Source organism: Atopobium sp. oral taxon 416, from assembly GCF_018128285.1.
Taxonomy (GTDB): Bacteria; Actinomycetota; Coriobacteriia; order Coriobacteriales; family Atopobiaceae; genus Olsenella_L.
Genome location: NZ_CP072380.1, coordinates 2,623,209 through 2,647,956 on the forward strand (window position 1 = coordinate 2,623,209; position 24,748 = coordinate 2,647,956).

Consider the following 24,748-nt stretch of genomic DNA (forward strand, 5'->3'; position numbering starts at 1 on the left):
CGGGGCCGGTTTCCGGCAGCTCGAGGGCGGCGGCTAAGGACCTCACGGTAGAATAGTCGGCAGGCTCAACGACGCCGCTGCCGCCACCCTCGAGCCTGAGATGTCGTCTATCTCCTCCAGGGACCAGTGTCTGTCCATGATGAGTAAGCGCACCTTCTGTGCGAGCGCAGGGTCTGAAAGCCGCCTTTTCGCCCTGCATCTCCTGCGGCGCTCATCCGCCCTCCTTTGGGCAGTACATGCCCTAAAGTGTCCGTGGTGGCCGTTCCTCTTGAGCTTGTGGCAGACGCTGGAGCTGTCCCTGCCGATCTCTGCCGCGATATAGGCAATTGACCTTCCCTCTGCATGCAGCGTGGCTATGCAGTCCCTCTCCTGAGGGCTAAGATGTGTGTAGTGGCACATTCCTTCTAGCTTTCGACGCTGACTAGCCAACCAACATCGTAGCCTTCCGGAGTGTGCCACGCTTGCATTCAGCGGGCTATCCTGTTGCACTCAGAATGCTAATCCGCCACCTAAAAAACTAGGGCAGGACCGCTTTCGCAACCCCGCCCCGCAAAACCCGAAGGTTTTTTGTCTGGCTTCATTATGAGCGATCAAATCCAGCTGTCAAATATCCTCGAAAGAAATCTGTAGGCGGAGGCCACACTGTCGGCGTTTGAATACCAATCTGCATGCTCGGTGGTGCGGTGCTCCAAGGCTTTGATCAGGCTCCTGCACATCTCCCCTGTGTGGGAGCCCACAACCAGCTCCCTGTAGGCAAAAGCCATCATCGTTATCTGCTGAATTCGCAGATTGGACATCTTCGCACGCCTCGCACGCTTGTTGACGCCGATCTCGGCGAGGGCCAGTGCAACCGCCTTCGGGGTGCGGATGGTGCTCACCTCGCTTGGTGCGAAACCGCTGATGATGTCCGTGGAGTGGGCGCAGGCGTTTCTCAGGGCTTGGGCTTGCCTGAGCAGGTAGTGCTCGCTTCTCATCTGCCGGTCCTTCCACCTATCTGCGCAATAGAGATAGAAGTTGATGAAGCCCCCGAAGGAGAGCAATTCGACGAGAACCCACACAGGCTTGTCCTCGTCGTACTTACGGGCCATCCCGCCGCTGAAGCCGTCTCTCTTCAGCCGCTCCATCTCGTTCTCTCGGATCGAGCGGTTTCTCTCGCTCAAGCTTGCCAGATAGTCGTCGACGATCGAGTACCCGTCCTCGTCCGCCCGCTCGGTTGCCTCGCGTATGAGCTTGACCTTCGCGAAGTACTCGACGTCCAGTGTCATCGGGAGCAACGTGTACCTGAGCATGTGGTCGATGGCCGCGAGGTCCTTGAGATGCCCGAAGTCGAGGCCTACGTACTCGCCGTTGTGTTTCCCGCCAACGCGCTTGTCGAAGAGGATGCGGTAGGCTGCGAGCTTGAAATAGGGCTCTTCGTCACTTCTGGTGGGTAGCACACCTGCATCCTCTTGAGGGCGTGGCCTTTAAACGGCAGTATTTTCCCCGACAGGAGGCTGCGTTCCTAAGGTGCGATATGGATATTCAGGTAGGCATGCTAGCAAGGCTCTTTAAGAGGTCCCAGGGGGCTTAGGGACGAGTGGGAGGTCACGGGCGTCTGGTTTAAGGAGCGCGAGGGAGCGCAGGACGAGCTCCATGTGAGGGTCGCCCACAGGAAAGGGCCAGGCAGTCGAGTGCCCCGTATGCCACAGGATGTGCAGCACCTGTGACACACGCGAGAGGACCTTGTAGCATCTCGACATCTGGCAATACGAGACCATCGTGCACTGCGCCGTGCCCAGGGCCGACTGCCCCAAAGACGGCGTGCATGCCACAAGGATGCCCTGAAAGGTGCGGCCGAAGACGCACTTCACAGCGCTCTTTAAGGCGCAGGCGATAAGTGATGGCGCTCTTTGGCATGAGCGTGACGCCGGTCGCGCAGCAGCTGCACGAGACAGCCCACGCGCATATGGCACCTGCTGGGCAAGGCCGTAGCCGAGGCAAGGGATACCGCCGACTACTCGGATGTCGTGCGCGCAGGGATAGACGACACCGCCAAAAGGCGCAACCAAAGCTACATCAGCATCATGGCCAACCTCGACTGTCAGCGTGCCGTGGCCGTCACGCAAGGCAGGGACAAGGGGGCCTTAGGCAGGCTCTGAGACGAGCTTAAGGAGCACGGGAGGGGACTGCACGAAGGTCTTAGAGGTCACGCGCGACATGGCTTAAGGCATACTCGCTGGGGGGGCGGCGCCAAGATGCCCCAGGCCACACAGAGCGTGGGACAGCTTCCATGTGGTGCAGCTCCTGATGAGGGCGACAGACCCTGTGAGGTGCCAAGAGAGGCGCGAGTCCGCCGAGAAGCACAAGGCAGCTTGCCCAGACGAAATACATATGGCTGAAGAAGAAGGAGTCGCTCACAAAGCTCCAGCTCGCGAAGAGAGAGGAGCTCGACCCTGCGAAGACCCATCTCAGAACTGCAAGGGCCTGCCAGATGGGAGAGGCGCTGCAGGACGTCTATTCATGCGCAGACAGGGAATCGGCGGCAGCAGCCCCAGAGCGCCTCTGCTCGTGGATGGCGCACTCCAACGTGGCCGAGATAAAGAGCGTGGCGAGGACGCTCAGGAAGGAGCGAGAGGGGATCTTGAACTGGTGGAAGAGGGGATCCACCAACGCGATCCTGGAAGGCCTCAACTCGGTCGTCCAGTCGGTCCGCAGCATCGCCTACTTCAGGACGATGATCTTCCTCAGGCTAGGCCGTCTGGACTTCACGGCCCAGAAGAAGCTGGCATGCGCTACCCACTAGAAACAGCGAAGAGCCGGAATTTCGCAAGTGTCGTAGCATCTGGCACCTGCGCTTGCATGAGGTCTGCGTGCACAGAAGCGCTGCCAGGAGTGGCAATCCAGGATAGCATCTTTAAGTTCCCTCGTCTTAAGAGCCCAAACATGACCTAAAGCAGGCTACATCCTAAAGCATCGTCTTTGCAGCGCGCACATGCCTGCCACGCGCCTGTCAATGGTAGCTGGGTTCTACCAGTGCAATCCAGCTATCCCATGGCACGATCGCATCCATCCGCTCCAGGAATGCCTCTCGCCGGGTCTTTCTCCTCTGGCCCTGGGATTTAAGGTCTTAAAAGCTCATCTGGCTGCCCATATCTTCCTTTTGGATATGCTGGATTACGTTGCTGTAATTATAACATATCCGCAGGCAGATAGGCATCTATGTGGGTATGGGCACCCGTCTTTAGCGTTTAGCACCACGATTCTTCAGGGCCCGGAACATGGTCCGGGACCCGGAAAACCAGCCCTGAGCTGGCTTTTTTCATGCCCCGATGTTTGATCTGCGGGGAATTTCCTGGCGTCATCTATATACGGTGCTATGGTGCTTTCGTCTGACAGGGAGTGGCAGATGGCCTACTTCCTCAAGCAGACGCGCAACAAAGAAAGGGCTCTATCTCCAGATATACGAGAGCCACTGGGACCCCAAGCGAAGGCATACCACGAACAGGTCGGTGAAGGCCCTGGGCTACGAGGACGAGCTGAAGGAGAAGGGCATCGCCGACCCCGTCTCGCATTTCAGGGCAGAGGTGGCCCGCATGAATGCCGAGCGGAAGGCCGGCATGGAGAGGGAGAGGGCGCGCGAGATATCTGACGTGCCTGCCACGAGACACCTCGGCCACTTCGCCCTGAAGGCGGAGGACACGGCGCTTGTAGCTGCAGGCGACATGGCCCTGCTGCAGGCGCCCTCAGGCTTGCGCTTCTCCCTGCATGGCCTGCTCTCCTCGCTCGTCTATGCGAGGGCCGTCGCCCCCTGCTCGAAGCTCAGGACCTTCAAGGACGTACTGCCCCAGATGGAGGGCATCGATGCGCAGTTCACGCTGGACCAGCTCTGAGACGGGCTCGCCTATCTGGGCGATGAGTACGACAAGGTCGTCGAGATCTACAATGCGCACGTGGATGCCCTCTTCGGCCACGACATGTCCTTGGCCTACTTCGATTGCACGAACTTCTACTTCGAGATAGACCACAAGGACTCCTTCTGAAGGAAGGGGCCCTCCAAGGAGCACAGGCCGGAGCCGACAGTCGCGATGGGGCTTCTCCTCGACGCCAACTGCATCCCGGTGGCCATGAGCCTGTTTCCCGGCAACGAGAGCGAGAAGCCGCAGCTGGGGAGATGCATCGCCCAGATGAAGGAGAGGGGCTCCATGTCCGGCAGGACCGCGCGGGTCGCCGACAAGGGGCTCAGCTGTGCGGCCAACATCTCCGAGGCCGTGCTTGCAGGGGACGGCTACATCTTCTCGAAGTCGGTGAAGACGCTTTCCGCCAAGGAGCGCACATGGGCGCTCTCGGGAGATGGCTGGACGGACGTCCCCGACGGGAGGGACGGAACATCGTTTCGCTACAAGGTGGCCGACGGCGACTTTAGGTACACGTTCGTGGACGAAGGCGCAAGGTCGAGCTCCTAGAGAGACGCGTCGTCACGTACAGCCCCTCTCTTGCCAGGAAACAGACCTGCGAGATAAGCCAGCAGGTGGAGAAGGCAAGGGCGCTTAAGGCGGCAGCCGCGAAGAGGTCCGACTACGGCGACAGCGCGAAGTACGTCACATACTCCCCCGTCGACGCCGAGGGCGAGCTCAGGAAGGACGCGAAGGTCGCGGCCACCTTAAACCACGAGGCCATCAGGAAGGCGAGGGCCCTTGCCGGCTACAACATGATCGTGACCTCGAAGACCACGATGGAACCCCTGGCCATATATGGCACCTACCACAGGCTCTGGAGGATCGAGGAGAGCTTCAGGGTGATGAAGTCCAAGCTCGATGCGAGGCCCGTCTATCTTCAGAGGCAGAGCACAATCACGGGCCACTTCCTCGTCTGCTACATCGCGGTGCTGCTCATGAGGCTCCTGCAGGTGAAGGTGCTGGGAGATAGCTTCTCCTCCAAGGACATCATGGGGCTCTGTCGCGGCCTCGATGTGTGCCGCACCTCGGAGAGGAGGTATGCCAACATATCCAGGAGAAGCCCCATCATCGAGGAGCTGGCGTCAAGGACGGGGCTGCCGCTGCTTCACTTCAACCTCACCGAGGGCGACGTGAAGGCGATCTCCTCCTGCACGCTCGCCCATGCTGCGCGGCGAAGGGAAGGGCCCTTCTGCCGGCAGGAAGCGCGGCTGAAGGGACCCATAGCACCATATCGGGGATCGAAAAACCAAAGCCCGGAATTATAACATATCCGCAGGCAGATAGGCATCTATGTGGGTATGGGCACTGCATGGTTCGAGACATTTTGAGCCGGCGGCATACAGCGTGTGGCTCCACTGGCCTCATCGAGCCGAATTAATCATCGTTTCCCTAGGAGGCCATTCTCTCACCGTACCTAGAAATGGTCAATATTGAGAATTATATTCCCAATTTCACCCATTCCCACTCTATCGTTGCATGGCTCGTTTTCATGTAGTCAGCGAGGCTGATGAACTGGGATTCCCTCTACTCTCCTATCGCGAATACCGCGTAGTCGCCTTGTAGTCAGCACTGACTACCTGCTCTGTAGTCACTTGGGAAGAGTATTTTCACCCGACCGAAGAGTGACATGCCTGAACTGCGGAAACGCAGTTCGGTTGCGCAAAACTGACTACATGAGCGGGAACGGCGTCGGCGGAGTGGAGCGCATGCTGACCCAAGAGTGACGATTCACGAGTGAAGAGTGACAGCGTTGAGCTGGGGAAATGCGAATCTGATCCCAACAGATGACTACGTACCTATTGTTCAGAATCGGATTTTTGCAGCAACGAATGGATGGGTCTCAAATTCGTACACCCCGTCGCAATAAACCCTCGCCAATCGCATATGCTCCTCAGAGACCGACCTTTCTCCCAATCGTGCGGACAGCGTTCATGGCGTCCGCTACCGAGACGTCGGCAGTATACGGGTTCAATCGCGTATACGCGCTCCATATGCGAGCTATCTCGTCAGAGTCTTCTATCTCCCGACTTACAAGCTCATAGTGCCTCATTAAATCAGAGGAGCCGCGATGCTCCGATGTCCGCCGAACTGCCTCTCGCAATGTCTTCCAGTCAATTGACCTCCCATATAATTTCATGAGCGTAGCGAGGTCATATAAATCTCGGGCACGCGTGGTAGCAGTGCCGCGCTTCACTACCGCCTCAAACTTCTCTGCCATGCACGTTTCGAGCGGATAGGACAGCAAGTGAATTGATCCCTCCCCGAACAGAGTGGGAAAATCGTACTCAACCTCGCCAGGAGTGATAGCATCGCCCGTCGTGACGTCAACTTTCAATGGCGTCTTCATGCGGCCGAACTGGGTAACCAGATGCACACGCAGTCCGCCGTAGTCATCATCCTCACGAATCGGCTCTACGCGCCCGAATGTAAAAATAATCCCATCCTCCAGATTGACTGAGCAAATCTCCTGCATAGCAGCCGAAATTGTCTCTTCGCTCACCGTCAAAACTCTTACCGTTGCATCTAGGTCCATGGTGGTACGCTGCGCCGCTCCCATCATCGAGGAGAGAAGCAGCCCTCTCTTGATGACGAAGCGCTCGCGGTACTGCGTCCTCTCTAGCCTCATAAGAAGATGCTCGAAAAAGTAGCGTTGCATGACCTCCTGAGCAGAGAGGCCGTGCTCCTTTGCCAGCGCCTTCGCCTTTCCTCTCAGGCTTGCATCGTTGCTGATTGTCACGACAACACCTCCAAATACGTCTGAAGCTCTGCGGTTACGCCCGTCGCCTTCGCATAGCGCATCAGCCGAGGCAGGTCTTTCTCAGAAGAATCAAAGTACGCATTCATGGCCTGCCTGAGGAGCTGGATGTCTGCCTCACCGCGTTTGCGCGCTAGTATAAGGTCACAGATGCTGCGCTCGCGGTCGTGAAGCAACAGCGACGTGCCTGTGGGGGATGTGCCTTGCACTACTCCCAGGCCGTAGAGCTCCTTACTCTCATGCATGACGAGGCAATCGGGGAACTCCCCCACTATGCCACCCTCTTTGTAGCCGCGAGGGAGCGAGACCTCGTACACACTGGGCACGATATCGGTCATGTCGTGAAGGTAAAGCGAGCTACTACTACGAAAGACTGCTTTTGGCCACCGCAGAGAAATGACGGCGAAATCGTCCAACGGCGTGTCCGCGAGCGCGAAGACCCCGCGGCTTTCCTTGACCGCTATGCCCTGGGAGACGAGCAGCTGCAACATGCTCGATGAGAATCCCGCGTGCCGTGCCTGTTTTGTAGTGATGCGACCGGCGTTTCTGTGCATGAGTTCTATAAGGTCGTTCTTCTTCGTATCCCCTCCGTTGGTAAGACATACATTTATATTAACTGAAATTACGTATATATTACCATATCCTCACGATGACTTAATCCAGAAAAGGGTACTAGTTGTAAGACGGCGCAACTCGATGGTAGCGTGAGACTAGACGATATAGGCTAATTCCCTATCAAGCCCAATTTGCATAGCTGTGCTGCCCGCATACCCTGCTAGCTGGTCTTTTTCGCATAGAAGTCCCTGTATCTGAGCGCTTTTCGGCAGCGCATGGCGCGGTCCAGCACCCATGCCACCTTCTCGTCCATGTTATCGCCGATGTTGCGGGAGACCCACCAAAGGTCGAGCCATCCCTAAATGTCTGCGGCCCTAAATCCGCTGTGGGACCTCAGGAGACTCTTTAGCAGGTTGCATTCCTGGTTGACCATGTCCAGGCAATTGTCCCTGTCAGGGAGCGTGTAGCACTTCTTCGCGTCGTATGCCTTACTCTCGAGATTCAGGCGCTTTGCGAGGACGGCGTGCGACTTCTCCTTGTCGAGCATGTGCTCGGATCTCCGCTCAATATGGCCTTTGAAGGCATCCCCATGTCCTCTTTCGGCCCGTCTTGCCGAGCCCTTCGTCCAGGCAGAGCGATGTCTCGTGGACGTCCACGGCGACGCCGATGCAGACCTTGTTCCTTGAGAGGCCCCACATCGTACTGCCATCAGCATTGCGCATGTGGTCTTCTGGGTCGAGCGGCCACTACGTCTCGTCGAGCCATATCCTCTCGAAGAGAGAGTGGCGCCCTCCTGGCAGGGCGCGATTACGCCGAAGAGCTTCGCCGTCCACTACGCAGGGGTCTCAAAGGAGCGCTGGTGGCCCCAGGCTCATGCCGCCTCGCTCTTACTGCTTAAGGATCTTCGACAGGAACATGGCCCATTTCAAGACGGGGAAGATGCCTCGAGTCGAAGAGCGTGCCGGTCGCAGACGTGAATGTCCTTCTGCAGTTGAGGTAGCGCTATCTCTGGACGCCGTTGCGGTCGTGCCCGTCGCGCTTGAAGCGCGCCGATCCTCACCATAGGCAGGCCTTTGGCGTATATGCATCGAAGAGGCCGGCCTCGCCGTCCCGGGACAGGGAAGGATGGAGCTCGGCATATGCCGCCCTGCGCGTCTTTTCTGCGAGCCTCGAGGCGCTAGCCTTGGAGCTGTCGGCGTATGTCATGTGGTAGTCCCCCATCGTCGCGGTAGGCCGTGCCGCCAAGGGACTACCACATCGTAAGGGCGCAACGCCCCGCCGGGAAGATCTTGCGGGTGTGTTTCGCCGTCAACTATATCCCAACAGGCACCCTGCAAAGAGCCTGTCGAGCACAGCTATGCAAATTGGGCTTGATTCCCTATTTCCACTCGCAAGTCAATCCGATACCTTGCTAGCACGGTGTTCACTTATTGATTCCAAGCTTCTAACGTTGCTCATACCGTCATGAAACATCGTGCTAACTGCGCATCATCTCGACTTTACAGAAGCAGGAAAGGAAATTCGGGAAAGCGAAGAAGCTCTACCTTGGCTGCCAGGTTACCCAAATAACTCATCCTTCCATCCTCATTGTCAAACTCGCTGTTAGACCATGATTGACCTGACGCCCCTGTCCTTCCAATAGCTCCAGAAGGGTTGCTCTATGTCTATGAGCGCACGCCTGGTATGGACATACCTGCCTCCTGCAAGCTTGCCTGAGAGCATATCCTTCTTCTCCCGCTCAGAATGCCTTACCTGCTCTATCCACAGAAAGCAGGCAAGACAAGTGCCCCAGCCACTTCGTAGAAGACCCCATGGAAGAAAAGCAGGAACTCGCGCAGCCTTCGCTGCATCGCATTGACGAGGCTAAGCTCGCCGTGTGCTTGAAGACCCCAAGCGAGGAGAGCCACGCGCATATCCTGTATGGTCGTCGCTGGCGACCCATAAGCTGTCGACGATACCTGAAAGGGCATCTGTGAGCTTCCCGTCCTCGGGCCTGTCCCTGCCGCAGAGGATGGCATATTCGTCTCTTAAGTCACTCGCGCAGCACTCCATGCAGACCTTCTTGTTCTATATGCCACAGCAATGCACAACATGGCCGTGCGTGTGCACCTTTCTCAGCATCTGGATGTTGGGCCTTGCCCTGTTGCCTGTAAGCGACTCGCCGATGTAGATCCCAATCTTTTGGCAGGAGACGGTGGGTCCATACCTGAAGGCGCCAAGAGCGGCCTGCAGCAGCTCGAAGAGCCTCATGCGCATGGAACCACAATGTCCTTAAGGCTCACAGGGCAGCTTTCCGTAAGCTCCCTTAAGGGACATGCCTGCAAGCGTGCCCTTTGCATATGCGGCCCATGTGGCGGCCGTGGGCTTGGACATAACCAGGACAGATCTTGTCTTTACAAAGAAGGTCTTGCCTCACGAGCAACACTTCCATCTCTTAAGGCCACACGCGTCGTGGCCCTTGCAATAGAAACTGAGCGATTTGCACCTCGGGCACCTCTTGGGTGCTCCCGCAAGGGCAGAGCCTGCCATCTTCTTGGCTATGAGCGCCTTCAGCCTCTCTAAGAGCTCGCGTTTCTCGGCGATCCCCATCTTTTTGATCTGCTGCAGTATCATTGGATCCATCCGGGCCCTTTGACCCTCGATGTTTTTGTCTGACGACATACATTGTAGGCAAAGACCCGGACACTTTTGGGCCCTTCTTAGGTCAATTATGGTCTAACAGCGAGTTGTCAAAAACGGATGGCCGCACGGCAATTATCGGACATAAGCGGACAGACATCGTTTGTACGTTTTTTTGGCTGGGCAGATTGTCAAGCTGAGTGCAACATCTCCCTAAAGACCTCGTTGGCTGTCCTGTATTTCAGGACCTTCCTCGCCCTGTTGTTGATCAGCTCCACCGCATGCTGCACCTCCTCGTTTGTGACCTTGCTGAAGTCTGTGCCCTTAGGGGAAGAACTTGCGCAGGAGCCCGTTGGTGTTCTTAACTGTTAGCTTCTGCCATAGATGGTGGGGGTCGCAAAAGTAGAACTGCACGCCTCAAAGGGCATCTGTGACATCTGTATGCCCTGTGAGCTGCTTGCCCCTATCCGGAAGTGAGTGTCTTAAGGGGACGTCCCTGCAGCAGCCCGAAGGCGGCCTTAGAGACGCTTCCGCTGTCGTGCTGGCTCTCTTCGCGGCAAGCAGCCTCACTGCCCTGTCGGCAAGCACGAGCAGGCATACGGGTCCTGCTCCGACGACCGTGTCGTTTCCCCACTCTCCGAGACGAGACCTCTCATCGGCCTGCTTGAGCCTCTCCTTTACGGTATGTAAGATCTCGATCTTGCCTTTGGTCTTAGGCCTCTTGCTGCGGATTCTCTTCCCCTTCCTGCGCAGGTGGCGCCGCATCTTGCCTAACGCGTCCGGATCCGGCGTACCTGCAGTTCGACCTGGAGGCGCTCGTGGCCCGCAAGAAGCGCAGCAGGAAGCTTCCGGTGAAGCTCATGTGGGGCGAATACTGCGATGCGGCTGCGGCAGCCGGCAAGCGCTCGTACCAGGCCTTCTGAGGCCGAAAGGCAGGGGGCGGTGCAGCACTTCAGGCACGAGCCGGGCGCCAAATGCTACATCGACTGGGCGGGAGACACCGCATCCATCACCGACAGGCTCACAGGCAAGCCGTCCAAGGTCTACCTGATCGTGGCGGCGCTCCCCTTCTCGGGGAGGTTCTGAGCCGAAGGCTTCCTGGACATGAAGCAGGGTTCCTGGCAGGATGGACAGGCACATGCCTTCTGCGACTTCAAGGGCGTGCCACGCATGCTCGTCCCCGACAGCGGCGGGACCGCGACCGAGCGCTCTCCCATCCCATATATGTGACCCTGATCAACAAGGAATACGAGCGCTTCGCCGAGCACTATGGAGCGGCGATAGTGCCGGCAAGGGTGAGGAAGCCGCGCGACAAGAGCACCTGCGAGACTGCAGTCGGGATTGCGGAGCAGTGGATCGTGGTCCCTGCGCAGGAGATGCAGTTCCATTCACTCGAGGAGTTCAACGAATGGTGCCTGGAGAGGGTGCGCTGGCTCAATTCCCGCAGCTTCTCGGCCAAGGAGGGGTCGAGGGACTCCGTCTACGAGGACGAGGAGCGCGGCTGCATGCTGCCGCTTCCCGTCCAGCCGTACGAGCGCTGTGAGTGGCGCAGCGCGAAGGTCGGCCCCGACTACCATATCGTGGTCGACTATGGCCACTATTCGGTCCCGCACAGGCTGATCGGGATGCAGGTGGACATTAGTTTCACAGCCACGAGGCTCTGGTCATGAGCGGCGGCGCCGTGGTTGCGACCCATCCCAGGCTCAGGGGCAGGCGGGCAGTGGCCGACCTGGAGCTGCCAGATACGTTCCTTTGGCAGCGCGGCACCAAGCCGACGCTGGTGCAGTTTTCCGAGAGACAGCTCGACGGCAGGCGCGTCATAGTCTAGCGGGACCTGCTCGAGCAGCTCGAGACCCAGACCAACTATCGGCGCCATATGCAGCGCGGGGACAAGGGCTACACATCCGCCAAGCTCGAAGAGCTCTCCGCGCTCATGGGCGTCTATGTCCTCGAGACCTCGCTGCCCCAAGAGGATTGCGACGCTGAGTCGGTGTTCGTCCTGTACAAGAGGTGCTGGTCGATCGAGACCTACTTCGACTACTTCAAGAACGGCCAAGACGGCCACGCGCTATGCCAGCAAGACTACTGCCGCCAGCAGGGCCTCGCCTTCGTGATGCTGGTGGCAGGGCTTATAGAGTGCGAGGTTAAGACCAGCATCCAGGCATCAGGGCTTGGCATGTCGGTCAGCGATGTCTTCCTGGAGGCCCGTGCCGCGAAGGCTGACAGGTATAAGGGCGGCTGGGCCATCAACAACTGCCTCGAGAAGCGCGCCGAGCACTTCAAGAAGCTCGGGGTTGCCATGGAGGTAGTACCCGGTCACAAGGGCTGATGGTGCTACCTAGGGAAATGATGATTAATGTCTATGCCGGCTGCAAAAGGCCACGTGGCTGGTCCTTTCTGGCACATCATTGGGAATTAATCATCGTTTCCCTAGAAACCCCAGAAGTTGTGTCTAGACGGAAAGGGACAAAACCTTATTCCCACTCGAAAATGAAATATAGATTCTAACCTATTTGAGTTTTGTCTCTTGATATGATCTGATTCAGTTTGATTTCAGTTATCCTATTTCTACAGGGTATACGAACTGCTGTTATCAAATTGTTATCACGGAATGTTATCAAGCCAGGATCATACCTTCTCCAACGCATCATTCTTGGAGAGTAGATAAACACAATACTGGTTCATGCTGACTCCTTCTTCTTTGGAATGCTCGGCCAGCTTCCTGTGAAGACTCTTTGGAATACGGAGTTTGAACTGTCCTGAATACCCCTCCATATTCACCGGTTCCGCGATAGTAACACCATCCTCTACAGCCGCAGCAATCCATTCTCTTTTTGCATCTTCTGCATTTTCAGCAACACTCTCCACGGAATCTCCTACTGTAATACAGCCTGGGAGATCCGGATAACGTGCCACATAGCCACCTTCATCCAGATCCGGAAGGATTTCCAGCCGATAAGGAAGGCTCATATAATATTCAATCGTTTTCATGTGCTGATTCCTCCACCACTTCTCGAACCATCTCGACGTATATCTTCTTGATCGGTTCATGCTTTGGAATTGTAATCGGATTCTTCCCAGGCTTACGGAACGTATAATGACTACTTCCACTCTTTGGCGCATTCATCTCATAGCCGTAGCTTTCAAAAACCTTCTTCAATTCATCAAATCGCATATCCTTTGACAGAGAAAGGATCCTGTTCAGTAACTTATCCCATCTGGACATTTATGTCTCCTGTTTTCATTATAATTGGTGTCGTATTTGGTGTCAATTCTGATCTGCTGATTTCTGATACATCTTCATGAGTTTAGCAACACAATCTGTTGCCGTGTCTAATTTGATGCAACATAACGGAGCGGAATTTCTACTCCTTAACGATGCACCCACACAGGTGCATTTGTGCACACCCCTACAAATGTGTCCACATGCACCGTTACGGAGTAAGAGATTCGGTTTTAACGCTGCCTGTGCGTACATCTCGTTCTCCTCGTGGAACTGAAAATTATCTCTTCTCCAACCATTCTTCTTTCGTCAAACAGGTTACATGTTCTGTTCGCAGAATGCCCTCCAATGCGCAAGGAACATTCTCCGAAGTGTGATGATAATGAAATCCACATTTTTCTTGCACACGCTTCGATTTCTCATTCCCATCAAAATATCCGCACCACATCTTTTCGAGATTCAGTTCTTCAAAACCATATCGCATTATCTCACGAACTGCCTCCGGGATGAGTCCTTGTCCCCAATATGGAACGCCAATCCAGTATCCGATTTCACCCTCCGTATCAGGAATACCGATATTACTTGCCTTGCCAATCATCAATCCTATACTGCCAACAGGGTGTCCTGTTTCCTTCAAAACCGCTGCGTATGTCTCTGGTTCGGAAAGCACACCTTTTATGATCTCTCTGCTGTTTTCTACACTCGAATGAACAGCCCATCCAGCAATCGGTCCCACATCGGGATTGCTGGCGTATTTGTATAAATCCTCCGCATCGCTCTCTTCCCAGCGGCGCAGAATTAGTCTTTCTGTTTCAAGCGTCATACTTCATCCTCACTTCTTCTTTTTCGGAGCAGGAAGCTCTGTATACATACATCCAGAAGTTCCAGAACAAGCGCCGTATCTTCAAATCTATCAAAATGACTGAGTACCTCCAGCATAGTTAGGCTCCCTGAACTGTAAGCGGCTTAAGGCAAGATCGAAGGTATCTTCGGCTGGACCGTCGCGGTGGCTGCGATGCCGAAGAGCAGGACATGGATGAAGCACATCTCGTGCAGCAGCTCCATGCAGCCATCCCTTACATCCCTGTGGCTGTATCTTTAGCTGAACGAGTCCGCATAAGGAGTGCATGTGGGCCTTGGAAAGGCCATGGAAGGCGCCCTCAACGTAGGCCTTGAAGTTGGATATCACCCTGTGGACCATGGGAAGGGATGCATCCCCGTCCGCTCTGTCGTACTTTCTTTAGACGAGCCCGCAAAACGAAGAGAGGCCGGCAAGCTTTGCCGCTCCAGCCATCCGCCCTTATCTTCGATGTATGGCAGAGCTGGTCATGCCCCACCTGGCGCCAGCAATCTTTCGAGCACCCCTTTGCGCAGCGCAGGGGGGCAGCAGCCCTGCCTGCCGCTGTTAAGCATCGGCTGCTGCTTTGTGCCGCGCCCACTTTTGCCTGGTGCCTTGGCGCCGATATAGAAGTCGTCCACCTCGTGTGTGTCAGCTGCAAGGACACTGAACGCACTGCGATCTGACCCAGGCGAGCATATCCTTAAAAGGACCCGCCCTGCCGTCTTTAAGCTGCAGCCTATCTGCCTTCTGCAGGGGGCAGGCGCTGATCCTTGCCTTCTGGGCAGACATGAGCCATATCGCCTACGAACCACTTCCTGAGCTCGAGGTGGGTCCCCTCCATCAATAGTCCCTGCGCTCACGCTCACCTGGTGCGAGCACTTCGTGCACTGCCACTTGTGCGCGCGGCCTCAGACCTTCGAGCAGGACGTATTGGCGCACACCGGGCAGACAAAGCCGCCGGAGACCTTCTCCTCGAGCAGCCTCCCCTCGCACGACTCCTCGTCTGAGAACCTCTCCAGAAGGCCCATCAATGTCTCTTTGCTCTCGCATTCGCGCCTACTCAGAGCGCCTGCATGCCCCTTTACCATCTCTTTCTTTGCCCTCTCGGATGCATCAACCTTGCATCCTCATTGTACGGTTTGGAGGCGACAGGAATTTCTGCGGTTATGCTGGAGGTACTCAGTCATTTTCTATAAAACGTGGCTTACCGTGGCCTGCCGCCCCGCGATGCTTTGCGCCCCTTCCCGAGCAGGCGTAAACATCACGTAGGCATGCAAGGGATGCCGCTCTCCCGCACCAAACGGCACGCGATGGCAACAGATGCCAGACAAGGGGCAGGCGATGAGAGACGACATCTTCCAGATGAGGCGCGATGCGTCCCCCGTCGGGGTTATCGGCGATAATGCAGCCGAGGGCCGCGGGGATGCTGGGGCTAGCAACCGGGGACTGCCTTGCCACTCACGCTCGCTAGCCAGCGACGGACTTCACCCACTCTACAAGCTGCTCGTAGGAGACGGACCCATCGGCGATCCCGAGCATGGTGCGGAGGAACTCGTCATGGGGAGGCTCGAACGTATGGCCCGTGAGCCGCAGGCAGGTGCCGAGCAGGGCCGCGCCCGTGCGCTTGTTTCCATCCGCGAACGGGTGGTCGGCTACAACGCCGAAGCAAAGGCGGCACGCCTTCGCGATGTCACCCTCGTAGAGGTCGGAACCCCCGAAAGTCTGATAGGGCTGGGCGAGGGCAGAGTCGAGCATGCCCTCGTCGCGCACGCCCGCAATGCCGCCGAACCTATCGATGGCGGCATCGTGTATGACAATCGCCTGTTCTTTGGTGATGACGGCGGAGTTTCTCACTTGGCCAGCTCGGCAAAAACGTCGGCGTACTCATCCATGAAATCAATCGCGACGTCGACGGCGTCGTCCTTGGCAGCCGCGCTCGCCGGTTGGATGACGACCCAGGGCTTGTTGTTTTTTAGCACCGTGACCGGGCGTCCGGTGCGGTTCACCTCCGCAGTAACCTTCGAGAAGTTGTTCTTCGCCTCCGCGAGGCCCATCGTGATGGCAGCCATGGCCGCTCCCTTCGAACTCGTAATAGTATAGCCATAATTATAGACATACAACTGGCTGATATCTATGGTTTACGGGTTGCGTTGGAGTGAGAGAAATCTAGATTCGCAAGACCTCCTATACAACTCAAAAGGCCCTTCCCGCCATTTGCGGGAAGGGCCCTGGTGGCGTTAATGGGGTTGTGCACGCGAAAATGCTATTCGAACTCGCAAATGAAATATAGATTTTAAGAGCCTTCGGTAGTTTGTGTGGCCCGGAGCTCGGCTAGGCAGCCTTCGCCTTGCCTGCCTTCTCCTCCTTCCGGTCCTCCCAGGGCAGCGCAGCATGATCAGCGCTCAGAGGTTGTCGGTGTTGCAAAATCCGTATCCGCTGGCTATGGTGACCTTGATCTTGTTGTTGATGCTCTCGACGCGCCCGTTGCCGGTTTCGAGCTCGACGGCGGCTATCACGTCGGCACGCCTGCGCCTGACCTTCTTCTCGACTGCGACGACGGGCGCGATCCTGCAGTATGCGGTGGCCTTCAGCCAGGCATCGAGCAGCCCTTGTGCCTCCTGCGCATCCTTTGCGCGGAAGATGGCCCTCTGCGCGCTTCAGCTCTAAGAGCCGCTCCCTCTGCCGCGCGCTCAGGTCCTTGGGGGTTCTTCGCGAGCGCATAGCTGCTCCCCTTGATGCGAAAGGCCTCCGCCGAGAGGCTGCGCGCCCTGGGCCTTTGCGGCCCTCGCCTGCCTGTCTGCCTGGCAGGTGGCCATGAGCGCTGCCTGCCATTCGTCGCGCCTTACCCGCTCGAGCGCATCGTTTATCCATTCGACCACATGGAAGGGGTCCATGACCCATCTTGCATTGGGGCAGCGACGCCGGAGTAGCTCTTCTATCCACTTCGCTGCGTCTGCTGTGACGACCTCGATCGAGCTTTTCTGCTCGCGCCCGAACCCGTCCAGGAAAAGCGACAGCACCTCCTTGCCGTATCCCTCCTGTGCCCAGACGAGGCATCCCAGATCATGGTCGACAACGAGCGTGAGGTATCTGTGGCCCTTCTTGTAGCTCGTCTTATGCCTTTGCGCCTCAGGCCGTCGATGTGGCCCTGTCCGCGTGCAGCCTCGATCTCCTCCTACACCCGTCTGTAGATGCCGCCCACGCTCTTCCACTCGATCCTGGCCAGCCTTGCAGTCCATGAGAGCGGGCTGTGAGCAGCAAGGCACGCCACCTAGTCCTTAAAGTCACGGGTGAACCTCGATCCCGCCCTTGCCCATGGCACGCACTCGACGAGCACTGCGTGCTCGGGGCAACTCACGCGTGCGGGGCGCTACTTAAGGTAGCACCTCGAGGAGGCGAGGCCTATCGCCCTCCACCGCCTCGCCGGCACGTGGTCGTGGCAGCTGCAGCGGCGCCCGCACACCGGGCACCTCAGCTGCTCGCGCCTGTGCGGCCTCACCCGCACGACTATCGAGTCCGGCTCCCACCACGACAGTCTTCACAAGCGACAGGACGTAGTGCAGAATCGTTCCCATGCGCCTACCTCCCTTTGTATCGGATGCATTTGACGAAGTGAAATCCTTCAGGAAAACAGCGCCGAACGGCCCCTTACAGGGCCGTTCGTCTTGAGACTGCGTGTTTTCTGCATGCGAGCTGCGCAAAGCTATGGCGGGCTACCCACACAAACTACCGAAGACTCAGATTTTTTTTCCCACTTCCTGTAGCTTGCTCCCGGTCTGCTTGAGGGTGGCGAAGATAGAGGAGTCGGTGTTCTTTGCCTCTTTTCCCAGGTTTTTCAGTTCCTGCTCCGTCTCAATGATCTCCCTCCGCCAGGCATCGTATTGCTGCTGGGTGACCGAGCCGTTTTTTAAGCCCGCGTCCATCTGGTCCTGCACGGACTTCAGCTGGGTGAGCTTGTTCTTTGTCTCACCTACCGCGGACTTTAAAAGTTCCTGTTTCTGGGCAAGAAGCGTGGTGTTCGTCGGATCGAGCTTTAAGAGCTTGTTCACATCTTTTAGCTGGGACTGCGTATTTCGGATTTCCTTGTTGACGCCGGAGAGCGCTTTCGAGAGGCCGGTCGTATCGCCGCCGATCTCAACGGTTATTCCTCGAAAATGACTGAGGACCTCCAGCATAACCGCAGGAGTTCCTGTCGCCTCCAAACCGTACAATGAGGATGCAAGGTTGATGCATCCGAGAGAGCAAAGAAAGAGATGGTAAAGGGGCATGCAGGTGCTCTGAGTAGGCGCGAATGCGAGAGCAAAGAGACATTGATGGGCCTTTTGGAGAGGTTCTCAGACAAGGAGTCGTGCGAGGGGAGGCTGCTCGAGGAGAAGGTCTCCGGCGGCTTTGTCTGCCCGGTGTGCGCCAATACGTCCTGCTCGAAGGTCTGAGGCCGCGCGCACAAGTGGCAGTGCACGAAGTGCACACACCAGGTGAGCGTGAGCGCAGGGACTATTGATGGAGGGCACGCATCTCGAGCTCAGGAAGTGGTTCGTAGGCGATATGGCTCATGTCCGCCCAGAAGGCAAGGATCAGCGCCTGCGCCCTGCAAAGGCAGATAGGCTGCAGCTTAAAGACGGCAGGGCGGGTCCTTTTAAGGATATGCTCGCCTGGGCCAGATCGCAGTGCGTTCAGCGTCCTTGCAGCTGACACACACGAGGTGGACGACTTCTATATCGGCGCCAAGGCACCAGGCAAAAGTGGGCGCGGCACAAAGCAGCAGCCGATGCTTAACAGCGGCAGGCAGGGCTGCTGCCCCCCTGCGCTGCGCAAAGGGGTGCTCGAAAGATTGCTGGCGCCAGGTGGGGCATGACCAGCTCTGCCATACATCGAAGATAAGGGCGGATGGCTGGAGCGGCAAAGCTTGCCGGCCTCTCTTCGTTTTGCGGGCTCGTCTAAAGAAAGTACGACAGAGCGGACGGGGATGCATCCCTTCCCATGGTCCACAGGGTGATATCCAACTTCAAGGCCTACGTTGAGGGCGCCTTCCATGGCCTTTCCAAGGCCCACATGCACTCCTTGCGGACTCACTCAGCTAAAGATACAGCCACAGGGATGTAAGGGATGGCTGCATGGAGCTGCTGCACGAGATGTGCTTCATCCATGTCCTGCTCTTCGGCATCGCAGCCACCGCGACGGTCCAGCCGAAGATACCTTCGATCTTGCCTTAAGCCGCTTACAGTTCAGGGAGCCTAACTATGCTGGAGGTACTCAGCAATTTCCTCGAATTCTGTCAGCCATACGGTTCCTCCTTCCAGACACAGACTATTTCATTTAATGATTGCTTTTAGATTGCTTTAAGCAATCATTTGTAATATACTGACTTCAGAAATATGGAGGAGGTGCTTTTCATGGCAAGAACGATATCCAAAACAGCAAACGTGTACACGCGTGTTGATCCCGCGACAAAGGAGCAGGCTGAGATAATCCTTGGCCAGCTGGGAATCCCGATGTCTAATGCAATTGGTATGTTCTTAAAGCAGGTTGTCATTCAGCGGGGCATGCCGTTTGAAATGAGACTGCCTGCCGCAAAGCCAGTCTCCATCGGTAAACTGACGAAGGAACAGTTCGATGCGGAAATGCAGCTGGGGATGGATGATATTGCAGCAGGCCGCGTCATTTCCGCAGACGATGTGGAAACCGAGATGAGGAGACTGTACGGCGAATGAAGATTGTCTATACGTTTCGGGCGCGACAGGATCTGAGGGATATCTATGAGTACATCGCATTTACTTTGCTCGTCCCTGAGACAGCAAGCAAAATAACGGATAAGATCATGGAAATGATCCGGACACTTGATTCCATGCCAGAGAGAAATCCTTTGTATAAAGAGGAACCCTGGCACAGCAGAGGTGTCCGTTTTCTACCCGTCAATAACTATCTGATTTTTTATATCATGGATCACTCTGCTGATATGGTTTCCATTGCACGCATCATGTACGGCGGCAGAGACATCCAGCATCAGCTGAACGAAACCAACGAGTGGTAACCTGAAAGTCCTTGTCTGCAAAGGCAGGGGCTCATGCGTTCAGAACCGGTCCATCATTTCCTGTGTAGCGATTTCCGGGTAATCATAGTCGTCATTGCTCATCTCGGCATACATGTCGGTGACCGTGCCGATCGTCAGAAGGTTAAGCTCGCTGATCGAAAGACCGATCTGTACGCACCGCAAAAGAAAGAGCGGGGTGATCATTTCCTGCTCTGTCGTCTGCTGTTTTTTTAGGCTCTTCGCTGTTTCTAGTGGGTAGCGTATGCCAGCTTCTTCTGGGCCGTGAAGTCCAGACGGCCCAGCCGGAGGAAGATCATCGTCCTGAAGTAGTCGATGCTCCTGAAGCCCCTGGCGATGCTGCGGGCGGGCTGGACGACCGAGTTGAGGCCTTCGAGGAACGAGTTGGTGGATCCTCTCTTCCACCAGTTCAAGATCCCCTCCCGCTCCTTGCGGAGCGTTCTTGCCACGGCCTTCATCTCGGCCACGGCAGAGTGCATCATCCACGAGCAGAGACACTCTGGGCCCCTGCCTGCCGATTTTCTGTCAGCACATGAATAGACGTCCTGCATCGCCTTTGCCATCTGGCAGGCGCGTGCCTCCCTGAGATGGGTCCTGACGGGATCGAGCGCCTCCCTCTTCTTGAGCCATATGTATTTCGTCTGGGCAAGCTGCCTTGTGCTTCTCGGCGGACTCGCGCCTCTCTGCGCACCTCACGTTCAGGAGCTGCACCACATGGAAGCCGTCCACGCTCTGTGCGGCCTGGGGCATCTTGGCGCCGCCCCCCAGCGAGTACGCCCCGGCCATATCGCGCGTGACCTCTAAGACCTTCGTGCGGTCCCCTGCGTGCTCCTTAAGCTCGTCTCAGAGCCTGCCTAAGGCCCCCTTGTCCCTGTCCTGCGTGACGGCCACGGTACGCTGGTGGTCGAGGTTGGCCATGATGCTGATGTAGCTTTGGTTGCGCCTTTTGGCGGTGTCGGCTATGCGCACGCGCACAACATCCGAGTAGTCGGCGGCATCCCTCGCCTCGGTCACGGCCTTGCCCAGCAGGCACCATATGCGCGTGGGCTGTCTCGTGTATCAGCCCGGCTATCGCCGTCACGGTCATTCCCGAGAGCGCCATCACTTATCACCTGCGCCTCAAAGAGCGCTGTGAAGTGCGTCTTCGGCCGCACCTTTCAGGGTATCCTTGTGGCATGCACGCCGTCTTTGGGGCAGTCGGCCCTGGGCAGCGCGCAGTGCACGATCGTATCGCACTGCCAGATGCTAAGATGCCACAAGGTCCTCTCGCGCGTGTCGTAGGTGCCGCACTTCCTGTGGCATACGGGGCACTCGACTGCCTGGCCCCTCCTGTGCGCGACCCTCACATGGAGCTCGTCTTGCGCTCCCTCGCGCTTCTTAAACCAGATATCGGAGACCTCCCACTCGTCGCTGAGTCCCATCGGCCTCTCGAAGAGCCTTGCTAGCATCCCTGCCTGAACATCCATATCGCACCTTAAGAACGCAGCCTCCTGTCGGGGAAAATCCTACCGTTTAAAGGCCACACCCTCAAGGGGATGCAGAAGTGCTACCCACCAGAAGTGACGAAGAGCCTTTTTTTAGAAGCCACCTGCTGCTCTATATTGATGCCCCACAGATCAATGATCTGCGGGAGGATCTCATAGATGGAGAAGGTGGAAAACTCATCCAGCCATTCCTCCGGGCTGCCCGGCACCGCCTTGTCCGCGTGTTTTGCCATGAGCCACGCGATGTTCTCAAAGAGTTCCAGAGAAAAGATATCAAGTCTGGAGCTTTCCGCATTGTTCTCATCGATCCCTTTCTGCAGATCGTTTGAGTCCCGGTAAATGTCCCGGTGAAACTGGTTACGGTAGAGTCTCGGTATGGCGGCGGAGGCACGGAACGTGACCTCCCTGCCGTCAATCGCAACAGTTTTTTGTTACTGCCATCTGCTGTATCCTCCTTTACTCTCCCTCGCCAGTCTCACTGCTGGAACTGCCGGGGCGCTCGGGGTATAGACTGCGTTATACCAAGCGTTATAGACGGACTCACTTGTATTCGTCCCGGTCTTGACCTTGACAAGGCCGTCTGGTATCGGGGATACGGTAAGGGACAGGGTCTCCGTCTGTACCTCGGTCGAATCCTCCTTGGTGCTGCCCGATACGGAAGGACGGGTCGCACTGCAGTAATACATGCAGTGGCGGATCTTCCGCTGGTCGCCGGAAAACTCAAAGAGCAGGGCGAAATGCTCCGGCTCCACATCCTTGTTCTCGGTAATGACGCCGTTGGCGGCCTCCTCTGCATGCGAGCTGCGCAAAGCCATGGCGGGCTACCCACACAAACTACCGAAGAGCCAAATATTCTCGTGTTACTACTGCGATTTTCGAGCGTCCCATAAACGTCAGAAATCGGGTTTTGGGAACAGTGCGAAGAATATTTTCGGTGCGCCGACAACACTTGAAATCGTCTCGAAAACCCTCCCTTCCTGGTTTTGGGAAGAAAAAATATTCTTCATTCCTACCTGCGGAAACGCGAAAGCGACCTCTCGAAAACAGGGGTGACTACACGGTGACTACATGGTCGCCGGGAAATCGGCTGTCCGGCTAAAAAACGCGATAGAAACGCCCCAAAACGTTTGGCACGTTTTTGGAACGATTGGCATGTTTTGGCGTCTCGTATCATCTATTACCGTCATGAACGGCCAGTGGAGAGTATTTGCCCAGGTTAACAAGCGAAAAGAGCGCCCCGAAATCCGGCGATTCCGGGGCGCTCCCAACGAAAATATTCAGCAAAAGTCCGGGTGGCTTTGTCCTATTCCTACCACTAGATGCTAACCACTGCCAATACATGGGCGGCTTACTACTAGATGGAAAAGACGCCCAGGCTATTCCCACTCGATCGTTACATGGCCCGATTCTGTGTAGTCGGCGCTATCGCTGACCTGCGACAACCATAACTCTTCAATCGCTAATTCAGCGTAGTCACCATGTAGTCAGTGGTGACTACATGCGCTGTAGTCACCTGGAGAGAGTATTTTCCTCAGACCGAAGAGTGACATGTTTGACCTCCGGAAACGCACTTCGCTTGCACACAATTGACTACATGGGTTGATGACGTTCCGACGGAGTGTGGCACACAACGACCCAAAAGTGACATGTTCCGAGTGAGGAGTGACGGCTCTGAACAGGTGAAATGCACCTTCTGACGAAAGAGGTGACTACATGCTGATTCTTCTCACGCCCTGCTTACGCCAGAGAGCATTCGTTTCTGATGCAAGCGATAAAATTTAACCACCATTGCAACGTACTACAGGAGACAACAATGGATGATCTTTCGATTGAGGTTAGCCTCACATGCCCAACTTGTGGCTGCACGGAATTCGAATCTGAGCAGCCCGGAGAAGACGAAGATTACACCGATAACTGGCTATTCACCTGTGCGCACTGTGGCAGGACCCTCTCTCGCAAGGAACTCATAGAGGCAAATGCCGGGTCTATCGATGCTGCCATTGACGATATGCAGGGCGAAATCGTCGAAGCGGCCGCAGAAGAGCTGAAGAGGGCATTCAAAGGGCGGAAGATCTGATGAGTGCTGAGCTTTCACTTGTCACCACATGGGCGCCTATCGTTACCTCTGTTGCGAGCCTTGTCCTTACTGGCTTTTTCTCCATCAGAAACTACCGCCTCGATAAAAGCGACAAAAAGCAAAATGCAGAACTTCGCCGAATCCAGAAACAACTAAGCGAGTTGCAGCTGCAAAAAGCTCAGGAGGATGCAGCTGCAAAAACATCCTCAAAAGTCGAAGCGCGCCATGTATTGGTCGGGCTCAAGAAGCATTATATTCGCATTGCAAATGTCGGAGGCACGGTTGTGACCGACGTGACTACCACGTGCGACGATGACCCCTATTTCTATAGTCGGGACAAGGAACCATTCGAGCGTCTGGAACCCCGGGAAAGCTTCGATCAGGCCGTATTCTTCGCTGCTGGATCACCTTCTAAATTCACAATCACCACTCGCTGGCGTGATGCCGACGGCAAGGATAGTAGCCGAGACAACATCATCACATGGTAGATGACCGCAGCCGACAGGCAGGCCGCCGGCAACTCGTAACCTAGCGCGGCTTAACGTTCCACGTGGCTTAGCGCACGCGCCTCCCAACAGGCATCTCCCTGTTTGCCTCAACAACAGGACGAGATTCTTTGGACTTCGTTGCGACTCAAGCTCACCAGATGCAAGGCGAGAGGATGGAAGGCCGTCCCGTTAAAGACGACATCCTCCAGATGCAATGCGACGCGTTCCCGTGAAATACGGGAATATCGGATAGTGGTTCCAAAGGCTGCGAGAATGCCGGGGCGAAGATACGGGAACCTGCTGCCGTCCCGTCATTCGAAGCGGATGACCTGCCCGAAGGCCTCATGAACGTGCCGCAAGCCGCGGACCACCTGCGCATATCTAAGACGTCCGCCCGCAAGCTCGTCGAGCGGCAGGCAATCCCCGCCGTAAGGACCTGGAGACTTCGGCGTGTCAGGGATGACGAGCCAGGCGAAACGCTCCGCGCCATGGGCAACAACACCTGATCGGGAGTCCCATGGCCGCGCATCCCTTGCGACAGGAACTCGCTGCATCGCCGCAACCGAAGGGAGACTGATGCTGGGGCCCAGTCGAATCAAGACTCGGCTGCCAAGGTCTAGGGACGCGAGAAGGGTGCGCACCGGGAAACCCCAGTGCGCACCTGCCTTTGTCTGAGCCCTGTCAATATAATGGACAGAGAAATCTCAGATTCTATGCGGTCT

The 24,748-nt window shown here is 56.4% G+C and carries 40 protein-coding genes and 2 pseudogenes; 16 read left to right on the forward strand and 26 right to left on the reverse strand.

Features of this window, described 5'->3' with window-relative positions; translation table 11 throughout:
- Positions 1-42: 42 nt before the first annotated feature.
- Complete coding sequence (locus J4859_RS13730) at positions 43-399, reverse strand: helix-turn-helix domain-containing protein (RefSeq protein WP_212330606.1); 357 nt, start codon at positions 397-399, stop codon at positions 43-45.
- A 191-nt stretch (positions 400-590) separates the two neighbouring features.
- Positions 591-1,436: an Abi family protein gene (locus J4859_RS13735; protein WP_212330609.1), complete on the reverse strand. Its 846-nt coding sequence runs from the start codon at positions 1,434-1,436 to the stop codon at positions 591-593.
- Between the two features lie 570 nt (positions 1,437-2,006).
- Here J4859_RS13735 and J4859_RS16480 point away from each other — a divergent pair.
- The 5 genes and pseudogenes from J4859_RS16480 to J4859_RS13755 all read left to right on the forward strand — a co-directional run bounded on the left by J4859_RS16480 (position 2,007) and on the right by J4859_RS13755 (position 5,200).
- Positions 2,007-2,138, forward strand: coding sequence for a transposase (locus J4859_RS16480; RefSeq protein ID WP_249113658.1), 132 nt, complete (start codon positions 2,007-2,009; stop codon positions 2,136-2,138).
- A 209-nt stretch (positions 2,139-2,347) separates the two neighbouring features.
- Positions 2,348-2,782, forward strand: a pseudogene (locus J4859_RS13740) (transposase); the annotation flags it as partial.
- 706 nt (positions 2,783-3,488) lie between these two features.
- A complete protein-coding gene (locus J4859_RS13745) occupies positions 3,489-3,869 on the forward strand; it encodes a hypothetical protein (protein WP_212330612.1) in 381 nt (126 codons plus the stop codon).
- A 195-nt stretch (positions 3,870-4,064) separates the two neighbouring features.
- Positions 4,065-4,442, forward strand: coding sequence for a hypothetical protein (locus J4859_RS13750; RefSeq protein WP_212330615.1), 378 nt, complete (start codon positions 4,065-4,067; stop codon positions 4,440-4,442).
- Between the two features lie 65 nt (positions 4,443-4,507).
- Entirely contained in the window at positions 4,508-5,200 is a 693-nt protein-coding gene (locus J4859_RS13755; protein WP_212330619.1) for a transposase, read from the forward strand.
- Positions 5,201-5,826: 626 nt separating this feature from the next.
- Here the strand turns inward: J4859_RS13755 and J4859_RS13760 are convergent.
- The 8 genes from J4859_RS13760 to J4859_RS13795 all read right to left on the reverse strand — a co-directional run bounded on the left by J4859_RS13760 (position 5,827) and on the right by J4859_RS13795 (position 10,629).
- A complete protein-coding gene (locus tag J4859_RS13760; RefSeq protein ID WP_212330622.1) occupies positions 5,827-6,672 on the reverse strand; it encodes a nucleotidyl transferase AbiEii/AbiGii toxin family protein in 846 nt (281 codons plus the stop codon).
- Positions 6,669-7,244 carry an abortive phage infection protein gene (locus J4859_RS13765; RefSeq protein ID WP_212330625.1) on the reverse strand — a complete coding sequence of 192 codons (576 nt, stop codon included), beginning with the start codon at positions 7,242-7,244 and terminating at the stop codon, positions 6,669-6,671. Before J4859_RS13765 ends, J4859_RS13760 begins: the two co-directional genes overlap by 4 nt.
- Positions 7,245-7,603: 359 nt before the next feature.
- Positions 7,604-7,792: a hypothetical protein gene (locus J4859_RS13770; RefSeq protein WP_212330628.1), complete on the reverse strand. Its 189-nt coding sequence runs from the start codon at positions 7,790-7,792 to the stop codon at positions 7,604-7,606.
- A 509-nt stretch (positions 7,793-8,301) separates the two neighbouring features.
- Positions 8,302-8,490 carry a hypothetical protein gene (locus J4859_RS13775; RefSeq protein ID WP_212330631.1) on the reverse strand — a complete coding sequence of 63 codons (189 nt, stop codon included), beginning with the start codon at positions 8,488-8,490 and terminating at the stop codon, positions 8,302-8,304.
- 618 nt (positions 8,491-9,108) lie between these two features.
- Positions 9,109-9,297 (reverse strand): hypothetical protein, encoded by a 189-nt coding sequence (locus J4859_RS13780; protein WP_212330634.1) that lies wholly within the window; start codon positions 9,295-9,297, stop codon positions 9,109-9,111.
- A gap of 15 nt (positions 9,298-9,312) precedes the next feature.
- On the reverse strand, positions 9,313-9,501 hold the full coding sequence (locus J4859_RS13785; RefSeq protein WP_212330637.1) for a hypothetical protein: 189 nt from the start codon (positions 9,499-9,501) through the stop codon (positions 9,313-9,315).
- Between the two features lie 156 nt (positions 9,502-9,657).
- The gene (locus J4859_RS13790) at positions 9,658-9,867 is read right to left on the reverse strand and encodes a hypothetical protein (protein WP_212330640.1); all 210 of its coding nucleotides are present in this window, start codon (positions 9,865-9,867) and stop codon (positions 9,658-9,660) included.
- 414 nt (positions 9,868-10,281) lie between these two features.
- Complete coding sequence (locus tag J4859_RS13795) at positions 10,282-10,629, reverse strand: hypothetical protein (protein ID WP_212330643.1); 348 nt, start codon at positions 10,627-10,629, stop codon at positions 10,282-10,284.
- Positions 10,630-10,806: 177 nt separating this feature from the next.
- Here J4859_RS13795 and J4859_RS13800 point away from each other — a divergent pair, with 177 nt between their 5' ends.
- From J4859_RS13800 to J4859_RS13815, 5 genes are read left to right on the forward strand one after another with little or no spacing between them, the layout of a single operon-like run.
- On the forward strand, positions 10,807-10,950 hold the full coding sequence (locus J4859_RS13800; protein WP_212330646.1) for a hypothetical protein: 144 nt from the start codon (positions 10,807-10,809) through the stop codon (positions 10,948-10,950).
- 18 nt (positions 10,951-10,968) lie between these two features.
- A complete protein-coding gene (locus J4859_RS17190) occupies positions 10,969-11,094 on the forward strand; it encodes a hypothetical protein (RefSeq protein WP_256436759.1) in 126 nt (41 codons plus the stop codon).
- Complete coding sequence (locus tag J4859_RS13805) at positions 11,091-11,534, forward strand: hypothetical protein (RefSeq protein ID WP_212330648.1); 444 nt, start codon at positions 11,091-11,093, stop codon at positions 11,532-11,534. Before J4859_RS17190 ends, J4859_RS13805 begins: the two co-directional genes overlap by 4 nt.
- 11 nt (positions 11,535-11,545) lie before the next feature.
- Complete coding sequence (locus J4859_RS13810) at positions 11,546-11,692, forward strand: hypothetical protein (RefSeq protein ID WP_212330651.1); 147 nt, start codon at positions 11,546-11,548, stop codon at positions 11,690-11,692.
- A 48-nt stretch (positions 11,693-11,740) separates the two neighbouring features.
- Positions 11,741-12,193, forward strand: a complete 453-nt coding sequence (locus J4859_RS13815; RefSeq protein ID WP_212330654.1) for a hypothetical protein — start codon at positions 11,741-11,743, stop codon at positions 12,191-12,193.
- Positions 12,194-12,492: 299 nt separating this feature from the next.
- Here J4859_RS13815 and J4859_RS13820 read toward each other — a convergent pair whose 3' ends face one another.
- The 10 genes from J4859_RS13820 to J4859_RS13865 form a co-directional block, all read right to left on the reverse strand.
- Complete coding sequence (locus J4859_RS13820) at positions 12,493-12,855, reverse strand: type II toxin-antitoxin system HicB family antitoxin (RefSeq protein ID WP_212330657.1); 363 nt, start codon at positions 12,853-12,855, stop codon at positions 12,493-12,495.
- Positions 12,842-13,090, reverse strand: a complete 249-nt coding sequence (locus tag J4859_RS13825; RefSeq protein ID WP_212330659.1) for a type II toxin-antitoxin system HicA family toxin — start codon at positions 13,088-13,090, stop codon at positions 12,842-12,844. The genes J4859_RS13820 and J4859_RS13825 overlap by 14 nt, the downstream gene beginning before the upstream one ends.
- A gap of 277 nt (positions 13,091-13,367) precedes the next feature.
- Positions 13,368-13,910, reverse strand: coding sequence for a GNAT family N-acetyltransferase (locus J4859_RS13830; protein WP_212330662.1), 543 nt, complete (start codon positions 13,908-13,910; stop codon positions 13,368-13,370).
- 926 nt (positions 13,911-14,836) lie between these two features.
- Positions 14,837-15,016 carry a hypothetical protein gene (locus J4859_RS13835; protein ID WP_212329951.1) on the reverse strand — a complete coding sequence of 60 codons (180 nt, stop codon included), beginning with the start codon at positions 15,014-15,016 and terminating at the stop codon, positions 14,837-14,839.
- A 379-nt stretch (positions 15,017-15,395) separates the two neighbouring features.
- Positions 15,396-15,782 carry a type II toxin-antitoxin system death-on-curing family toxin gene (locus tag J4859_RS13840; RefSeq protein ID WP_249113659.1) on the reverse strand — a complete coding sequence of 129 codons (387 nt, stop codon included), beginning with the start codon at positions 15,780-15,782 and terminating at the stop codon, positions 15,396-15,398.
- Positions 15,779-15,997: a type II toxin-antitoxin system Phd/YefM family antitoxin gene (locus tag J4859_RS13845; protein ID WP_212335377.1), complete on the reverse strand. Its 219-nt coding sequence runs from the start codon at positions 15,995-15,997 to the stop codon at positions 15,779-15,781. The genes J4859_RS13840 and J4859_RS13845 overlap by 4 nt, the downstream gene beginning before the upstream one ends.
- A gap of 333 nt (positions 15,998-16,330) precedes the next feature.
- Positions 16,331-16,570 carry a transposase gene (locus tag J4859_RS13850; protein ID WP_212335379.1) on the reverse strand — a complete coding sequence of 80 codons (240 nt, stop codon included), beginning with the start codon at positions 16,568-16,570 and terminating at the stop codon, positions 16,331-16,333.
- A 48-nt stretch (positions 16,571-16,618) separates the two neighbouring features.
- A complete protein-coding gene (locus tag J4859_RS13855; RefSeq protein WP_212330665.1) occupies positions 16,619-17,167 on the reverse strand; it encodes a transposase in 549 nt (182 codons plus the stop codon).
- Positions 17,168-17,302: 135 nt separating this feature from the next.
- On the reverse strand, positions 17,303-17,503 hold the full coding sequence (locus J4859_RS13860) for a hypothetical protein (RefSeq protein ID WP_212330515.1): 201 nt from the start codon (positions 17,501-17,503) through the stop codon (positions 17,303-17,305).
- 162 nt (positions 17,504-17,665) lie between these two features.
- A complete protein-coding gene (locus tag J4859_RS13865) occupies positions 17,666-18,130 on the reverse strand; it encodes a hypothetical protein (protein WP_212330668.1) in 465 nt (154 codons plus the stop codon).
- A gap of 51 nt (positions 18,131-18,181) precedes the next feature.
- Here J4859_RS13865 and J4859_RS13870 point away from each other — a divergent pair, with 51 nt between their 5' ends.
- The 3 genes from J4859_RS13870 to J4859_RS13880 all read left to right on the forward strand — a co-directional run bounded on the left by J4859_RS13870 (position 18,182) and on the right by J4859_RS13880 (position 19,959).
- Positions 18,182-18,361: a hypothetical protein gene (locus J4859_RS13870; RefSeq protein WP_212330671.1), complete on the forward strand. Its 180-nt coding sequence runs from the start codon at positions 18,182-18,184 to the stop codon at positions 18,359-18,361.
- Between the two features lie 960 nt (positions 18,362-19,321).
- Positions 19,322-19,639, forward strand: a complete 318-nt coding sequence (locus J4859_RS13875; protein ID WP_249113661.1) for a type II toxin-antitoxin system RelB/DinJ family antitoxin — start codon at positions 19,322-19,324, stop codon at positions 19,637-19,639.
- Positions 19,636-19,959, forward strand: coding sequence for a type II toxin-antitoxin system RelE/ParE family toxin (locus J4859_RS13880; RefSeq protein WP_212330675.1), 324 nt, complete (start codon positions 19,636-19,638; stop codon positions 19,957-19,959). Before J4859_RS13875 ends, J4859_RS13880 begins: the two co-directional genes overlap by 4 nt.
- Positions 19,960-19,998: 39 nt before the next feature.
- On the opposite strand, the gene J4859_RS13885 is transcribed toward J4859_RS13880, so the two are convergent.
- The 6 genes and pseudogenes from J4859_RS13885 to J4859_RS13915 form a co-directional block, all read right to left on the reverse strand.
- Positions 19,999-20,142, reverse strand: coding sequence for a hypothetical protein (locus tag J4859_RS13885; RefSeq protein ID WP_212330677.1), 144 nt, complete (start codon positions 20,140-20,142; stop codon positions 19,999-20,001).
- 65 nt (positions 20,143-20,207) lie between these two features.
- Positions 20,208-20,763: pseudogene (locus J4859_RS13890) on the reverse strand (transposase).
- A gap of 57 nt (positions 20,764-20,820) precedes the next feature.
- Complete coding sequence (locus J4859_RS13900) at positions 20,821-20,991, reverse strand: hypothetical protein (RefSeq protein ID WP_212330680.1); 171 nt, start codon at positions 20,989-20,991, stop codon at positions 20,821-20,823.
- Positions 20,992-21,134: 143 nt separating this feature from the next.
- Entirely contained in the window at positions 21,135-21,398 is a 264-nt protein-coding gene (locus J4859_RS13905; RefSeq protein WP_212330525.1) for a hypothetical protein, read from the reverse strand.
- Positions 21,399-21,523: 125 nt separating this feature from the next.
- Positions 21,524-21,694, reverse strand: a complete 171-nt coding sequence (locus J4859_RS16485; RefSeq protein ID WP_249113662.1) for a hypothetical protein — start codon at positions 21,692-21,694, stop codon at positions 21,524-21,526.
- A gap of 198 nt (positions 21,695-21,892) precedes the next feature.
- The gene (locus J4859_RS13915; protein WP_212330682.1) at positions 21,893-22,276 is read right to left on the reverse strand and encodes a major tail protein; all 384 of its coding nucleotides are present in this window, start codon (positions 22,274-22,276) and stop codon (positions 21,893-21,895) included.
- Between the two features lie 947 nt (positions 22,277-23,223).
- Here J4859_RS13915 and J4859_RS13920 point away from each other — a divergent pair.
- The 3 genes from J4859_RS13920 (at position 23,224) to J4859_RS17965 (ending at position 24,532) form a co-directional block, all read left to right on the forward strand.
- Complete coding sequence (locus J4859_RS13920) at positions 23,224-23,538, forward strand: hypothetical protein (protein ID WP_212330684.1); 315 nt, start codon at positions 23,224-23,226, stop codon at positions 23,536-23,538.
- Positions 23,538-24,026 (forward strand): hypothetical protein, encoded by a 489-nt coding sequence (locus J4859_RS13925; RefSeq protein ID WP_212330686.1) that lies wholly within the window; start codon positions 23,538-23,540, stop codon positions 24,024-24,026. Before J4859_RS13920 ends, J4859_RS13925 begins: the two co-directional genes overlap by 1 nt.
- Before the next feature lie 344 nt (positions 24,027-24,370).
- The gene (locus tag J4859_RS17965; RefSeq protein WP_212330688.1) at positions 24,371-24,532 is read left to right on the forward strand and encodes a helix-turn-helix domain-containing protein; all 162 of its coding nucleotides are present in this window, start codon (positions 24,371-24,373) and stop codon (positions 24,530-24,532) included.
- Positions 24,533-24,748: the final 216 nt, after the last annotated feature.

What these genes read in the sequence shown, in the direction of transcription:
- J4859_RS13730 (WP_212330606.1), bottom strand. Translation starts at nt 399, where the DNA reads ATGTGCCACTACACACATCTTAGCCCTCAGGAGAGGGACTGCATAGCC.
- J4859_RS13750 (WP_212330615.1), top strand. Translation starts at nt 4,065, where the DNA reads ATGGGGCTTCTCCTCGACGCCAACTGCATCCCGGTGGCCATGAGCCTG.
- J4859_RS13765 (WP_212330625.1), bottom strand. Translation starts at nt 7,244, where the DNA reads ATGCACAGAAACGCCGGTCGCATCACTACAAAACAGGCACGGCACGCG.
- J4859_RS13770 (WP_212330628.1), bottom strand. Translation starts at nt 7,792, where the DNA reads ATGCTCGACAAGGAGAAGTCGCACGCCGTCCTCGCAAAGCGCCTGAAT.
- J4859_RS13780 (WP_212330634.1), bottom strand. Translation starts at nt 9,297, where the DNA reads ATGGAGTGCTGCGCGAGTGACTTAAGAGACGAATATGCCATCCTCTGC.
- J4859_RS13785 (WP_212330637.1), bottom strand. Translation starts at nt 9,501, where the DNA reads ATGCGCATGAGGCTCTTCGAGCTGCTGCAGGCCGCTCTTGGCGCCTTC.
- J4859_RS13790 (WP_212330640.1), bottom strand. Translation starts at nt 9,867, where the DNA reads ATGGATCCAATGATACTGCAGCAGATCAAAAAGATGGGGATCGCCGAG.
- J4859_RS13795 (WP_212330643.1), bottom strand. Translation starts at nt 10,629, where the DNA reads ATGCGGCGCCACCTGCGCAGGAAGGGGAAGAGAATCCGCAGCAAGAGG.
- J4859_RS17190 (WP_256436759.1), top strand. Translation starts at nt 10,969, where the DNA reads ATGAAGCAGGGTTCCTGGCAGGATGGACAGGCACATGCCTTCTGCGAC.
- J4859_RS13815 (WP_212330654.1), top strand. Translation starts at nt 11,741, where the DNA reads ATGCAGCGCGGGGACAAGGGCTACACATCCGCCAAGCTCGAAGAGCTC.
- J4859_RS13820 (WP_212330657.1), bottom strand. Translation starts at nt 12,855, where the DNA reads ATGAAAACGATTGAATATTATATGAGCCTTCCTTATCGGCTGGAAATC.
- J4859_RS13825 (WP_212330659.1), bottom strand. Translation starts at nt 13,090, where the DNA reads ATGTCCAGATGGGATAAGTTACTGAACAGGATCCTTTCTCTGTCAAAG.
- J4859_RS13830 (WP_212330662.1), bottom strand. Translation starts at nt 13,910, where the DNA reads ATGACGCTTGAAACAGAAAGACTAATTCTGCGCCGCTGGGAAGAGAGC.
- J4859_RS13835 (WP_212329951.1), bottom strand. Translation starts at nt 15,016, where the DNA reads ATGGTAAAGGGGCATGCAGGCGCTCTGAGTAGGCGCGAATGCGAGAGC.
- J4859_RS13845 (WP_212335377.1), bottom strand. Translation starts at nt 15,997, where the DNA reads ATGGCTGCCATCACGATGGGCCTCGCGGAGGCGAAGAACAACTTCTCG.
- J4859_RS13855 (WP_212330665.1), bottom strand. Translation starts at nt 17,167, where the DNA reads ATGGACTGCAAGGCTGGCCAGGATCGAGTGGAAGAGCGTGGGCGGCAT.
- J4859_RS13860 (WP_212330515.1), bottom strand. Translation starts at nt 17,503, where the DNA reads ATGGGAACGATTCTGCACTACGTCCTGTCGCTTGTGAAGACTGTCGTG.
- J4859_RS13870 (WP_212330671.1), top strand. Translation starts at nt 18,182, where the DNA reads ATGGTAAAGGGGCATGCAGGTGCTCTGAGTAGGCGCGAATGCGAGAGC.
- J4859_RS13875 (WP_249113661.1), top strand. Translation starts at nt 19,322, where the DNA reads ATGGCAAGAACGATATCCAAAACAGCAAACGTGTACACGCGTGTTGAT.
- J4859_RS13880 (WP_212330675.1), top strand. Translation starts at nt 19,636, where the DNA reads ATGAAGATTGTCTATACGTTTCGGGCGCGACAGGATCTGAGGGATATC.
- J4859_RS13905 (WP_212330525.1), bottom strand. Translation starts at nt 21,398, where the DNA reads ATGGGACTCAGCGACGAGTGGGAGGTCTCCGATATCTGGTTTAAGAAG.
- J4859_RS16485 (WP_249113662.1), bottom strand. Translation starts at nt 21,694, where the DNA reads ATGGCAAAACACGCGGACAAGGCGGTGCCGGGCAGCCCGGAGGAATGG.
- J4859_RS13915 (WP_212330682.1), bottom strand. Translation starts at nt 22,276, where the DNA reads ATGGCTTTGCGCAGCTCGCATGCAGAGGAGGCCGCCAACGGCGTCATT.
- J4859_RS13920 (WP_212330684.1), top strand. Translation starts at nt 23,224, where the DNA reads ATGCAAGCGATAAAATTTAACCACCATTGCAACGTACTACAGGAGACA.
- J4859_RS13925 (WP_212330686.1), top strand. Translation starts at nt 23,538, where the DNA reads ATGAGTGCTGAGCTTTCACTTGTCACCACATGGGCGCCTATCGTTACC.
- J4859_RS17965 (WP_212330688.1), top strand. Translation starts at nt 24,371, where the DNA reads ATGAACGTGCCGCAAGCCGCGGACCACCTGCGCATATCTAAGACGTCC.